Origin of the sequence: Castellaniella denitrificans, from assembly GCF_042653765.1 — a bacterium.
GTDB classification, from domain to species: Bacteria; Pseudomonadota; Gammaproteobacteria; order Burkholderiales; family Burkholderiaceae_B; genus Castellaniella; species Castellaniella denitrificans.
Genome location: NZ_JBHSEZ010000013.1, coordinates 1 through 12,929, shown reverse-complemented (window position 1 = coordinate 12,929; position 12,929 = coordinate 1). Strand labels below are relative to the sequence as shown.

The window sequence follows — 12,929 nt, the reverse complement described above, 5'->3', positions numbered from 1 at the left end:
CCCCCCCCCCTGGAAATATATACAGGGTTTTGATGAAATGCGGGGCTCCGGGGTTGGCCGCGCGGAATATCCGGCGGACGGGCGTCGATCATGACGCGCCGCCTGAAGCGCTGGAAATGGACCATCCCGGTCATCGTCTTCCTGGGGGGGCTGGGCCTGGCGATGGTGTTTCTGCTGATGCAGCGCGTGCAGGGGCTGCTGACCTCCGACCTCGGGATCAGCCTGGCTGAAATCGCCACGCAACACAAGAACATCGTTTCGGCCCGGCTGCAGGCCGATTTCCAGGACCTGGGGCTGGCCGCGAGCCGATGGGCCTCGGACGTCCGGCAGCGGGTTCCTTCGCTGAAGCCCGACGCGGTTAGGGCCGACATCGCCCGCCTGGGCGCGGAACACAATGATGCGCGCCGCTTCATCGCCGACGACCGGGGAATCGTGACGTTCGCGGATGGCAGCGTGCTGGACGTGGCCGGCCGCGCTTATTTCCGCGAGTCCATCCGGGGCCTGAAAAACATTTCCAGCCAGCCGGCCGAGAACCGCCCGGGGGACGACAGTTTCGTCGTATCCGTGCCGGCACAGATCGGCAGCCGCGTGATCGGCACGTGCCAGGCCGTCCTTTCGTCCGGAGAGATTCAAGAGATCCTGGCGGCGCCCTTGTTTTCCGGGAAGGGGAGCGCGCTCATCGTGGACCGGGACGGCGGCCTGGTGGCCGGCGGGCATTCGCCGTCGGGGAATTATTTCCGGGATCTGCTCGAATCCGGCGACCAGCGGGCCGCGAGGCGGCTGGCACAGGATTTCCAGAGGCATCGCAGCGGTTTCATCGTGACGGAGCAGGGCGGACGGCGGATATACGCCGCCTACACGCCGGTCGGCCACACCGAGGATTGGTTCCTGGTCGCTTCGGTGCCGGCCGAGGCCGTTTTCCCGAACGGCCGATCGGTCGTCAATCTGTTCTATGCCATTTTGCTCCTGGTCACGGCGGTCTTCGCGCTGGCGCTGGCCTATTTCACGTGGTACCAGGACCGCCAGCAGCGCCGCCTGCGGACCCTGGCCTTCGTCGACCCCGTCACCCAGGGGCACACCTATGCGAGATTCCTGGACGACGCCCGCCGGTTGCTGGCGGGGCGGGCCTCGTCTTCCCACGTGATCGTCAAGGCCGATGTCGATAATTTCAAGTACATCAACAAATTCTTCGGCTTCGAGGCCGGCAACCAGCTCCTGAGTCGGATTCATCATCGCTTCGCGCGGCGGATGGGCGCGGATGAGCGGGTGGCGCGGATCGCCGGCGACAACTTCGTGCTGCTGCTGGCGGATGCCCGGCCGGAACGCCTGGCCCGGCTGTTCAGCCCCATGCCCTATCGCGACATCACCGTCTATTTTTCAGCCGGGGTCTACACGATCGAGTCGCCGGGCGAGGACCCGGCCCTCATGATCGACAAGGCGAACATCGCCGCCAAGCGGATCAAGGGCCTGGTCCATGAGTCGGTCTCGTATTACACCCGGGCCCTGGAAACCGAGTCGATTCATCATGAAACCCTGAAACAGAAGATCCGGCAGGGGCTCGACCGGCACGAGTTCGTCCCGTTCTATCAGCCGAAGATCGATATCCGGACCAACCGGGTGATCGGCTGCGAGGCGCTGGCGCGCTGGCGGACCGGAGAGGGCCGTTTCATGTCCCCGGCGGAATTCATCCCCGTGTGCGAGCAGACCGGGATGGTGCTGGAACTGGATTTCGTCATCTACGAGCAGGTCCTGCGATTCCTGAGGGATTGCCTGGACCGGAACCTGCCTTGCGTCCCCGTGTCGGTCAATTTTTCCAGGCTGCACCTGCTGGACCGGGACCTGGCCGATGAGCTCGGGCGCCGCGCGCAGGCCCTCGGCATACCGGCGGGCCTGATCGAGATCGAGCTGACCGAAAACATCTTCTTCGACAATTTCGAGCAGATGGTCGCCATCACGCGGCGGCTCCACGATCATGGCTTCCTGATTTCCATGGACGATTTCGGAACGGGCTATTCATCCCTGAAGATGCTCAAGAACATCCCGATCGACGTGCTCAAGATCGACAAGACCTTCCTGGAACATTCCGCCGACGAAAGCCGGCGCAACGTGATCTTTTCCGGCATCGTGGCGATCGCCAAACAATTGGATTTGCGCGTCGTGGTCGAGGGCGTCGAAACGGCCGAGGACATCGCCCTGATGCGGGACAGCGGCTGCCGGATCGCGCAGGGATATTTCTTTTCCAGGCCGGTGCTTCAGGAGAGCTACCTGGAGCTGATCGAGCGGCATGGCGTGGACGCGTGCGGGTATTGCGGCGCCCCTTGCGCGAGGGATGCCGGCGCGCTTCCCGGGGATGCCCTACCCGAAGACGTCGATCGCCTTGCGGATGATGACGAACAGGGCGACCAGGAAGCCGGTGCCCAGCAGGATGATGCCCGGGTTCCGGTCGCGGAACCCGAAGCCGATGAACATCGCGATGATCCCCAGGATGAAGAGGACCAGGAGCAGGTTGCTGTGAAAGAACATGGCGGCGCGCTCGATAAGGACTGATGCCGGGATCATAGGCGATCCGGGGCGCGCCGGTGTTGAGGCAGGACAATGGCCGCGCGGCCCGGCCGCGATCATTCGAATGGCCGGCCTTCGCCCGTTTCCTCGTGGGTGGCCCCGTCGCGGATGCGGTAGATCCGCTTGAAGGTCGGGATGATCTTTTCGTCGTGCGTCACCACGATGATGGCCGTCCGGTACTGCCGCGCCATGTGGTGCAGGATGCGCACGACCGACAGGGCGCGTTCGCTGTCCAGCGGCGCCGTCGGCTCGTCGGCCAGGATGACCGGCGGGCGGTTGATCAGCCCGCGCGCGATCGCGACCCGCTGCTGTTCTCCGCCGGACAGTTGCGGAGGCATGGCCTGCGCGCGGTGTTCGACTTCCAGCGAGGCCAGCACTTCCAGCGCGCGGGCGCGGGCTTCGCGCTTGCCCGCGCCCGCCAGCATCGGCAGCAGGGCCACGTTGTCGGTGACGTCCAGGAACGGGATCAGGTAGGGCGCCTGGAAGATGAAGCCGATCCGGTCGCGGCGCAGCGCGCGCAGGTCCCTCACCCGCCAGCCATTGTCGTAGATGACCTCGCCGCCCAGCGTCATGCGCCCGCCGGTCGGATCGATCACGGCCCCCAGGCATTTCAGCAGCGTGCTCTTGCCCGAGCCCGACGGGCCGATCAGGCCGACGACCTCGCCGGGGGCGACCGTCATGTTGACGTCGCGCAGGGCCAGGACGGCCGTGTCGCCCTGGCCGTAGCGCTTGCTCAGGCCCTCGATCAGGATGCCGGAACCGGTCATGACGTTCATCCGATGGCGTTGGCGGGATCGACCCGCAGGGCGATGCGGATGGCCACCAGGCTGGCCAGGGCGCAGATCAGCAGGATGGCGGCCAGGCCCGCGATGGAATCGGCCGGCGTCAGCAGCACGTATTTGGGAAAGATGGGGGCGGAGAACGTCGCCGCGATCTTGCCCACCATGAAGCCGATCAGTCCCAGGGCCAGGGCCTGCTGCAGGATCATGCCGGCGATGGTGCGGTTGCGCGTGCCGATCAGCTTGAGCACGGCGATCTCGCGGATCTTGTCCATGGTCAGGGTGTAGATGATGAAGGCCACGATGGCTGCGCTGACCAGGGCCAGAATGACCAGGAACATGCCGATCTGCCGCGCCGAAGAAGCCACCAGCTTGTCCACCAGGATGGTTTCCATCTGCGCCCGCGTGTAGACGGACAGGCGCGTCCAGCGCCGGATGCGGCCGGCGACCTCGGCGGCGTCCGCGCCGGGGGCCAGCGTCACCAGGACGGCGTTGACGAAGGGGTTGGCCGCCTGGCTGTCGAGCACGGCCCGAAGGGCCGAGTCGTTGCCGGGCCGGTTCAGCCCGGGATTGGCGGCGGCGCGCCGGCGGCTCTGCCGGATGGCGTCGTTGTCCTTCTGGAATTGCGCCTGCTGCGCGTCCTTCAGGGGGATGAAGACCATCGGGTCGCCGCTGGAGGACACCGTGCGCCGGGTCTGGCCGACGATGGCGTATTCGTGGCGGCGGATGGTGATCCGGTCGCCCAGGGCGAAGCCGGCCGCCACGTCCGCCACGGCTTCATAGTGGCCCAGGACGATCTGGCGGCCGGCCACCAGGCTGCGCGGCCAGCCCGGGGTCGCGCCCGGCGTGCCCGGGGCCACGCCCACCACCATGATGCGCACGTCGCGGCCGAGATGGTGCGCCTGCATGGTCAGGTAGGTGACGTTGGCCGCCTGGTCCACGCCTTCCAGCCCCAGGATGCCGCGGTAGGCGTCGTCGGGCAGGCTGGAGTTCTCGGCGTAGGGCCCCTGGGTGTCTTTCTGCACGACCCACAGATCGGCGCCGCTGTTGTCCAGCAAGGCCCGCGCATCGGCCACCAGGCCCCGGTAGACGCCCGCCATGATCAGCGTGACGCCGATCAGCAGTCCCAGGCCGATGCCGGTGAACAGGAATTTCCCCCAGGCATGCAGGATGTCGCGGCCGGCCAGGCTGATCATGCGGCGGGCCCTTGCGGTGCCGGACCGGTGGCGCGGATCCGGCTGCGGACCGTCAGCGGGCTGGCGCTGTGGACGACGACGAGGTCGCCGGCGCGCAGTCCGTCCAGCACCTGGACCATGCCCCGGACGTCGGCGGCCCCGACGCGGATGGGAGCGAAGACCGGCCGGCCGTCCTCGATGCGCCAGACCCCGGGCCGTCCGTCCTGTTGGTGGATGGCCGCGTTCGGAATCACGGGGCCCGGCGGGGTGGCCGGCAGTTCCACCGTGGTTTCGGCCAGTTCGCCCAGGGCGGGCGGCGGCGCGGGCGGGGTGTCGAAGGCGATCTTGGCCAGCAGTTCCTCGGTAATGGCGTCGGCGACCGGTTCGACGCGGGCGACCCGGCCCTCGACCGGCTCCAGCCCGCGGGACCGCAGCACGATCCGGACCGCCAGGCCTTCCGACAAGCCGGCGGAGCCGGCCTGATCGAAGCGCGCGTCGATCCAGAGCGTGCCGGGCGCGATCACCTGGACGACGGCCTGCCCGGCCATCAGGGTCGTGCCCGGGTCCGCGTCGCGCGTGAGGACGAAGCCGTCGATGGGCGAGACCAGCGCCAGGTTGCGCCGCTGGGCCCGCAGCGCGGCCAGTTCGGCCCGCAGCCGTTCGATGTCCCGCGTGGCGGCCTGCAGGGCGGATCGAGCCAGCTTCAGTTCGTGGCGCTTGTCGCTGGTGGTTTCCTCGCTGATGGCCGATGCCTTCAGCAGCGTTTCGTAGCGGCGCAGCTGGACCTCGGCACGGTCCTGGCGGATGCGGGATTCCTGCGCCAGGACGCGCGCGCGGGACAGCGCCGCCTCCTGGGCCTGGATGCGGTCGTCGAGATCCACGGGATCCATTTCGCCCAGCACTTGGCCGGCCCGCACGGAATCGCCCACTTCCGCGTCCAGCTGCAGCAGCCGGCCCGTCAGGGTCGGGCCGATCCGGTGGATCTGGCGGGCCTCGACCGTGCCGATGCCGAAGCGCACCGGATGAATGGAGGCTTCCTGGACCCGGGCCGTGGTGACCGGGATGCGGGCCAGCGGCCCGGACCTCAGGGCGACGTACAGGAACAGTCCCAGCAGGACCAGGACCAGCGCGGCCAGCAGGGCGCGTTTCCCGTCGAAGGGCGGGGCCTTCATGGGCGGGTTCCGATTCCCTGGCGGAACAGGGTGAACAGGGCGGCCGCCTGGCGCTTCATGCGCCGGATGTCGCCGGCCAGCATGGACTGGATCACCAGGCCCTGGATCATGCCCACGAACAGCACCGGCAGGGCGTCCAGGTCCAGCGTGTCCCGCAGTTCCCCCCGGCCGATGCCCAGGCGGGCCTGTTCCAGCAGCCGTTCGCGGTAGTGTTCCAGCAGGGCCAGCACGCGGGTCTTGGCGGGCGTCGCGCGATCGAGCTGCAGTTCGGCGAACAGGATGCGCGGCACCCCCGGGTGGCCGGCGATGAAGTCCACGTGGGCCTGGAACATGGCCTCCAGCGCCGCCAGCGGGCCGTCGGCCCCGGCGGCGGCCGCGTCGATGCGCGCCAGCAGTGTCTCGCTGGTATGGGCCATCACCGCGTCCCAGATGGCTTCCTTGTTGGGGAAATGCCGGAACAGGGCGCCCTGGGTGAGCCGCATGTGCTGGGCGATGGCGGCCGTCGTGATGTCGGCCGGATTGCGGTCGGCGGCCAGTTCGATGACCGCCTGCACCGTGGCCGCCCGCCGTTCGTCCGCCGGCAGATGTTTCGGAGTGGGTTTCGACATCCCGTTCCTCATTAAGAAAGTAATTGATTACTATCTTATCATGGGAAGCGCGGAACGGGCGGTTTGTTCGGCGGGCATGCGGATGCCGAGCACGCCGCGATCCGGGATCAGCTCCGGAACACCTCGTCCAGCGTCGCGGCGTTCACGAAATTCAGCGCCCATGTCTTCAGTTGCGGGACCGGCGCGGCCTGGATGCGCTGCGCGACTTCGTCGGGCACGGGCCGGTCCGCCCGCCGCCGCGGGTCGTTCGGAACGGATTTGTCATTGCGGGAAAACCCCCGCTTCGGGTCGCCGATCAGTTCGGTGTGTCGGTCGCCAGGCTGAGGCGGCTGGCCGCTTCCATTTCCGTGCAGCCGGCCATCCGCCTGGCGGCCGCGCTACTTCGCTCCGCGAACCGTTTCGTAGAAGGTCGGGTCGGGGTCGCCTTCGAAAATATCCCGGGACAGAGCCCGCAGTTCGGCCTGCGCGGGGCTGTGGTGCATGGCCATGAAGGTTTCCTTGCTGTCGTGCTCCACCAGACCGAGGTAGGCGCCCGTCTTGGGGGATTGCAGCAAAACGCGCCGAATGAAGCCGGGAAACACGGAGAAACGGCGGGTCGATTCGTCGAACCAGTCCAGGAACGCGGCTTCCTTGCCGGGCTTGATGGGGGGGAAATGGATCAGATTGACGAACATGGGGCGCCTCCGGTGAGCGGTGATGGAAGCCGTCGGCCTTGCGCCGGCGGCTTCCTGATGGGTTCAGTATCGCGCCCCCGGGAAAGAAAGTAATTGATTACTATCAAACCAGGCCGTCTCCGTTTCAGCCCAGCAGGCCCAGGGCGTGCCGGGCGGCGATCCATTCCTCGTTGGTGGGTTCCATCGCGACCAGCACGGCGCTGTCCGGCGTCGACAGCGTCGTGGCCTGGGCCGCGTTGGCGTCCGGATCCAGCGCCACGCCCAGCCAGTCCAGACGTTGGCAGATCCGCTCGCGCAGCGCGGCATTGTGTTCGCCGACCCCGGCGGTGAACACCAGCATGTCCAGCCCCCCGAGCACGGCGGCCAGCGCCCCGATCTCGCGCACGACGCGCTGCACGTACAGGTCCAGCGCGAGGCGGGCGCGGGGCTCGCGGGCCTCGACGGCCAGCAGGTCGCGCGGATCGGGCGAGATGCCCGAGACGCCCTTCAGGCCGGACTCGTGATACAGGATGCGGCCGACTTCCTCCAGGCTGAGCCGCTCGATCTCCATCAGGTAGAGCACGGCGCCGGGGTCCAGCGATCCCGTCCTCGTTCCCATCATCAGGCCGTCCAGCGCGGAAAACCCCATGGTGGTGGCCTGGCTGCGCAGGTCGCGCATCGCGCACAGGCTGGCGCCGCTGCCCAGGTGGGCGGCGATCACGCGGCCGCGCGACCGGTCGCCGTGGCGCTCGGGCAGGGCGATGGACAGGTATTCGTAGGACAGGCCGTGGAAGCCATAGCGGCGCAGGCCGCGTTCCCAGGCGTCGTAGGGCAGCGGCAGCATCTGCTCGACCTGCGGGACGGTATGGTGAAAGGCGGTGTCGAAGCAGGCGATCTGGGGCAGGCCGGGCCGTTCGCGCAGCAGGATGTCGATGGCCTCCAGGGCGAAGGGCTGGTGCAGCGGCGCCAGGGGGATGTAGCCGCGCAGGTCCTCCAGGACGCCGGCGTCGATGCGCACCGGTGCGAAATACTTGCTGCCGCCGTGGACGACGCGGTGGACGACGGCGACCAGGCGTCCGTCGCCCAGCCGGGCGTGCACGCGCCGCAGGATCAGGTCCAGGGCGCCGCCGTAGGGGTCCTGCGGGTCGAGCCGGATGGCGAACGGCGCGACGCCGGTCTCGCCGAAGTCCGGCCGTTCGCCGCCGATGCCCTGGACCTTGCCGTTCCAGGCCGGGCGGCGCGGCAGCGGGCTGGCCGAGGTGTCGAAGAGTGCGAACTTGATGCTCGACGAGCCGCAGTTCAGCACCAGGATCAGGGCTTGCCCGGACGTGGAAGTCTGGCCGATGGTGGTCATAGGGGAGTGCTCCGGTAATGGTGCGCCAGCAGCAGGGCCAGGGCGCATGAGGCGATGCGGGATTCGTAGGTGTCGGCCCGGCTGGTCAGGATGATGGGCACGCGCGCGCCCAGGACGATGCCGGCGCTGGCCGCGTCGCCCAGGTACATCAGTTGCTTGGCCAGCATGTTGCCGCTTTCCAGGTCGGGCGCCACCAGGATGTCCGCGCGTCCCGCCACGTCCGAACGGATGCCCTTGATGTGGGCCGCGGCTTGGGAGACGGCGTTGTCGAAGGCCAGCGGGCCGTCGAGCTGGCCCCCGCCGATCTGGCCGCGGTCGGCCATCTTGCACAGCGCGGCCGCGTCCAGGGTGGCCGGCATCGACGCGCTGACCGTTTCCACGGCGGCCAGGATGGCCACGCGCGGCCGCTCGACGCCGATGGCGTGGGCCAGGTCGATGGCGTTGCGGATGATGTCGGCCTTCTGTTCGAGGGTCGGGGCGATGTTGATCGCGGCGTCGGTGATGATGAAGGGGCGCGGGTACTGGGGCGTCTGCATCAGGTAGCAGTGGCTGACGCGCCGCTTGGTGCGCAGGCCGTCGGCGCGCACCACCGCGCCCATCAGCTCGTCGGTGTGCAGGCTGCCTTTCATCAGGGCTTCGACCTCGCCCGTCCGGGCCAGGGCCACGGCCAGGTCGGCCGCCGCGTGGCTGTGCGGCACGTCGCGGACGTCCAGGCCGTCGAGCGACGCGCCCAGCGCCTGGGCGGCCTGCTCCAGGCGCGTGCGCGGCGCCACCAGGATCGGGTCGATCAGGCCCTCGCGGCGGGCATCCAGGGCCGCCCGCAGGCTGATCTCGTCGCAGGGGTGCGCCACCGCCACCCGGATCGGATCGCGTCCGCGCGCGTGTCCCAGCAGGGTGCGCAGCCCGTCCTGCGCGGCGTCCTGGATGCGGATCTCGGGCAGCGCGCCGCGGGCGCATTCGATGGACTGGTCGGGCGCCTGGACGCAGGCCTCGCCCTCGATGGCGACCGTCCCGTCGGGCAGGGTGCAGGCGCAGGCCAGGCGCACGCGGCGGCGTTCGGGCTCCAGTTCCGTGACCCGGACTTCGACGGCGACGCGGTCGCCGACGCGCACCGGCGCCAGGAACGACAGGCTCTGGCTCAGGTAAAGGGTGCCGGGGCCGGGCAATTGGGTGCCCAGCACGGCCGAGATCAGCGAGGCCCCCCACATGCCGTGGGCGATCACGCCCTGGAAAGGGCCGTGCGCGGCGAAGTCGGGATCCAGGTGCTGCGGGTTGACGTCGCCCGAGACGGCGGCGAACAGCTGGATGTCGCGGGTGGTCAGCACCCGCTCGATGCGGGCGCGGTCCCCCACGGCGAGTTCCGCGAAGGTCCGGTTGCGCAGGGTGTTCAGCGGGGAATCGGTCATGGAGGCCTCAATACATGTGCTGGCCGCCGTTCATGGCCAGGTTGCTGCCCGTCATGAACGCCGCCAGGTCGCTGCACACGAAGGCGACCAGGGCGCCGATCTCCTCGGGGCGGCCCAGGCGGCCGACGGGGATCTGGGCAATGATCTGGCTTTCCAGCACGTCGCGGGGGACGGCGGCGACCATGGCCGTGTCCATATAGCCGGGCGACACCGTGTTGACGGTGACGCCCTTGCGGGCGAGTTCCAGCGACAGGGACTTGGTGAAGCCGTGGATGCCGGCCTTGGCGGCGGCGTAGTTGGTCTGGCCGAACTGGCCCTTGCTGCCGTTGATCGAGGAGATGTTGACGATGCGGCCCCAGCCGGCCTCGACCATGCCGTCGACGAAGGGATGGGTGACGTTGAACATGGAGTCCAGGTTGGTGCGCAGCACGCTGTCCCAGGCGGATTTCTGCATTTTGCGGAACGTCCCGTCGCGGGTGATGCCGGCATTGTTCACCAGGATGTCCACCCGGTGGCCGTCGGCCCGGATGCGTTCGGCCATGGCCAGGCACGAGGCTTCGTCGGCCACGTCGGCGCCGTAGGCGTGGAAGGTGTAGCCGTCGTCGGCCTGGGTCCGCAGCCAGGCGGGGACGTGGTCGTTGCCGGGGGAGTGGGCGACCAGGACGGTGTGGCCCTGGTCGTGCAGGGCGCGGGCGATGGCCTGGCCAAGTCCGCCGGTGCCGCCGGTGACGAGTGCGGTATGGGATGTGGACATGAGGGACTCCTGTGAGGTGTGGACGCTCAGGCCATGCTGCCGATCGCGGATCGGAAGCGGCGCAGCGACAGGTGGAACATGAGGGAACCGATGACCAGCAGGGCCAGGAACGAGGGCCAGACCACGTCCAGGCCCGCGCCCCGGTACAGGATGGCCTGCCCCAGTTCGACGAAATGGGTGGTGGGCGCGGCCAGCATCAGGTCGCGGGCCAGCAGGGGCATGCTTTCGCGCGGCGTCGTCCCGCCCGAGAGCATCTGCATCGGCAGCAGGATCAGGATCATCAGCATGCCGAACTGCGGCATGTTGCGCGCCAGGGTGGCCAGGTAGATGCCCATGGCGGTCATGGCGAACAGGTGCAGGGTCGCGCCGGCGAAGAAGAGCGGCAGGGAGCCGTCGATCGGCACGTGCAGCAGTCCCCGCACGATGCCGTTGAGCGACAGGGCGGCGGCGACCAGCACGACCAGGCTCATGGACCAGACCTTGGACAGCATGATCTGGGTCGGCGTGACCGGCATCACCAGCAGGTGTTCGATGGTGCCGTGCTCGCGCTCGCGGATCAGGGCGGCGCCGGTGAGGATCAGCGACAGCATGGTGATCTGGTTGATGATTTCCATCAGGCCGCCGAACCAGGACTTTTCCAGGCCGGGGTTGAAGCGCGCCCGCAGCACCAGGTCCACGGGCGGGCTGACGGCCTGGCCGCGGCCGCGCATGAAGTCCGTGATCTCGCCCTGGATGATCTGCTGGATGTTGCCGTTGCCGGTGAAGGCCTGGCTCATGCGGGTGGCGTCGACGTTGATCTGGATTTCCGCGCCGCGCCCGGCCAGCACGTCGCGCTGGAAATCGGGCGGAATGTTCAGCACGAAGGAGTACCGGCCGATGTCCATGCCCGGATCGACCTGCTCGTGGTTGATCATGGCGGGCGGCATGAACTGGGGCGGATAGAAGGCGCTGGTGATCTGCTGCGACAGGGGGGAGTGGTCCTCGTCCACGATGGCGATCGGGACGTGGTGCAGGGTCTCGGGGACGGCCGTGGCGGCGGTGTAGACCGAGACCGTGAAGGAAAAGGCGATCAGCACCAGCATGACGGGATCGCGCCACAGGCTCCAGAGCTCCTTGACGCCCAGCCGCCAGATCGTTCCCAGGGATCGGTTCTTCATGTCAACGGTCCTGCTTGCGAAGGAGCGCGATCGCGCCGCCCAGGATGACCGGGATCGACAGCGCCAGGGGCCAGATGGACGGCCACAGGTCCTGGAATCCCAGCGCCTTGTTGAAGACGCCGCGGCTGATGGTGAACATGTAGGCGGCCGGGTAGGTCTGGCCGACCAGCCGGCCCAGTCCCTCCAGGGAGCTGACCGGATCGAGCAGCCCGGAAAACTGGACTGCCGGGATCAGGGTCGCGATCATGGTGAAGAACATGGCGGCGATCTGGCTGCGCGTCATGGCCGACGCCAGCAGGCCCAGGCCGGTCGAGGCGACGCAGAAGACCACGGCCGACAGCGCCAGCGTGGGCAGGCTGCCCTTGATCGGGACCCCGAACACCGTCACCGCCAGCAGGCACATGGCGACGAAGTTCACCAGGGCCAGCCCGATGTAGGGGATCTGCTTGCCCAGCAGGAATTCGGCGCGGGACACCGGCGTGACGTACAGGTTGATGATCGAGCCGATCTCTTTTTCCCGCACCACGGCCAAGGCCGTGAGCATGGCGGGCAGCATGATCAGCATCAGCGGGATCACCACCGGCACCATGGCCGGCAGGCTGCGCACGTCCGGGTTGTAGCGGAAGCGGGTTTCCAGGCCGACCGGCTGGGCGACCGACATGCCCAGGCGTTCGCGGGCCTGCTGCATCAGCCAGAGCTGGTGCATGCCCTGGACGTAGCCCTTGATGGTTTCGGCGCGCTGCGGCATCGCGCCGTCGATCCAGGCGCCGATGTCGGCGGTGCGCCCGTGCAGCAGGTCGGCGCCGAAGCCGGGCGGGATCTCGATGGCCAGCGACAGTTCGCCGCTGCGCATGCGGCGGTCCATGTCGGCTTCGTCGAGGATCGGGGGATGTTCGACGAAATAGCGCGAGCCGGAGAGGTTCAGCGCATAGTCGCGGCTGATCGTGGTGTTGTCCCGGTCCAGGACGGCGAAGCGCAGGTTTTCCACGTCCATGCTGATGCCGAAGCCGATGACGAACATCAGCACCAGCGAGCCCAGCAGGGCCAGCGTGCCGCGCACCGGATCGCGGCGCAGTTCCATGGATTCGCGGCGCGTGGTGCTCAGCAGCCGGGCCAGGCTGAAGGCCGGGATGCGGGGCGCGCGGGACGCGGGGCGCGGCGCCGGCGCGGCCGGTTCCTGGCCGCCGGATGCGGGCGGGGCGGCGGGCGGGGCGCCGTCGGCCGCGGAGGGCGCGCCGTCGGCCGAGGCCATGGGAGCGGCCCGTGTGCCGGCTCCGGGCGCTCCGGACACGGCGCCCGCGGGCGGCGG

General features: G+C 68.7%; 11 protein-coding genes. 1 reads left to right on the top strand and 10 read right to left on the bottom strand.

The genetic code is table 11. From position 1 onward, the window contains the following. Positions 1-90: 90 nt before the first annotated feature. On the top strand, positions 91-2,547 hold the full coding sequence (locus tag ACFO27_RS11545; RefSeq protein ID WP_376817452.1) for a putative bifunctional diguanylate cyclase/phosphodiesterase: 2,457 nt from the start codon (positions 91-93) through the stop codon (positions 2,545-2,547). 71 nt (positions 2,548-2,618) lie between these two features. Here the strand turns inward: ACFO27_RS11545 and ACFO27_RS11540 are convergent, their stop codons facing one another. The 10 genes from ACFO27_RS11540 to ACFO27_RS11495 all read right to left on the bottom strand — a co-directional run. Continuing rightward, entirely contained in the window at positions 2,619-3,329 is a 711-nt protein-coding gene (locus ACFO27_RS11540; RefSeq protein WP_376817451.1) for an ABC transporter ATP-binding protein, read from the bottom strand. A gap of 5 nt (positions 3,330-3,334) precedes the next feature. Continuing rightward, positions 3,335-4,537 carry an ABC transporter permease gene (locus ACFO27_RS11535; RefSeq protein WP_376817450.1) on the bottom strand — a complete coding sequence of 401 codons (1,203 nt, stop codon included), beginning with the start codon at positions 4,535-4,537 and terminating at the stop codon, positions 3,335-3,337. After that, positions 4,534-5,688 (bottom strand): efflux RND transporter periplasmic adaptor subunit, encoded by a 1,155-nt coding sequence (locus tag ACFO27_RS11530; protein ID WP_376817449.1) that lies wholly within the window; start codon positions 5,686-5,688, stop codon positions 4,534-4,536. Before ACFO27_RS11530 ends, ACFO27_RS11535 begins: the two co-directional genes overlap by 4 nt. Further along, the gene (locus ACFO27_RS11525) at positions 5,685-6,296 is read right to left on the bottom strand and encodes a TetR/AcrR family transcriptional regulator (RefSeq protein WP_376817448.1); all 612 of its coding nucleotides are present in this window, start codon (positions 6,294-6,296) and stop codon (positions 5,685-5,687) included. Before ACFO27_RS11525 ends, ACFO27_RS11530 begins: the two co-directional genes overlap by 4 nt. A 377-nt stretch (positions 6,297-6,673) precedes the next feature. Next, complete coding sequence (locus ACFO27_RS11520) at positions 6,674-6,970, bottom strand: antibiotic biosynthesis monooxygenase family protein (protein WP_376817447.1); 297 nt, start codon at positions 6,968-6,970, stop codon at positions 6,674-6,676. Positions 6,971-7,094: 124 nt separating this feature from the next. Further along, positions 7,095-8,303, bottom strand: a complete 1,209-nt coding sequence (locus ACFO27_RS11515) for an acetate/propionate family kinase (RefSeq protein ID WP_376817446.1) — start codon at positions 8,301-8,303, stop codon at positions 7,095-7,097. After that, complete coding sequence (locus ACFO27_RS11510; protein WP_376817445.1) at positions 8,300-9,709, bottom strand: bifunctional enoyl-CoA hydratase/phosphate acetyltransferase; 1,410 nt, start codon at positions 9,707-9,709, stop codon at positions 8,300-8,302. The genes ACFO27_RS11515 and ACFO27_RS11510 overlap by 4 nt, the downstream gene beginning before the upstream one ends. A 7-nt stretch (positions 9,710-9,716) precedes the next feature. Beyond that, the gene (phbB, locus tag ACFO27_RS11505) at positions 9,717-10,463 is read right to left on the bottom strand and encodes an acetoacetyl-CoA reductase (protein ID WP_376817444.1); all 747 of its coding nucleotides are present in this window, start codon (positions 10,461-10,463) and stop codon (positions 9,717-9,719) included. A 26-nt stretch (positions 10,464-10,489) separates the two neighbouring features. After that, positions 10,490-11,620, bottom strand: coding sequence for an ABC transporter permease (locus ACFO27_RS11500; protein ID WP_376817443.1), 1,131 nt, complete (start codon positions 11,618-11,620; stop codon positions 10,490-10,492). Position 11,621: 1 nt separating this feature from the next. Then, a partial coding sequence (locus ACFO27_RS11495) for an ABC transporter permease (protein WP_376817442.1) occupies positions 11,622-12,929 on the bottom strand: 1,308 nt, incomplete at its 5' end.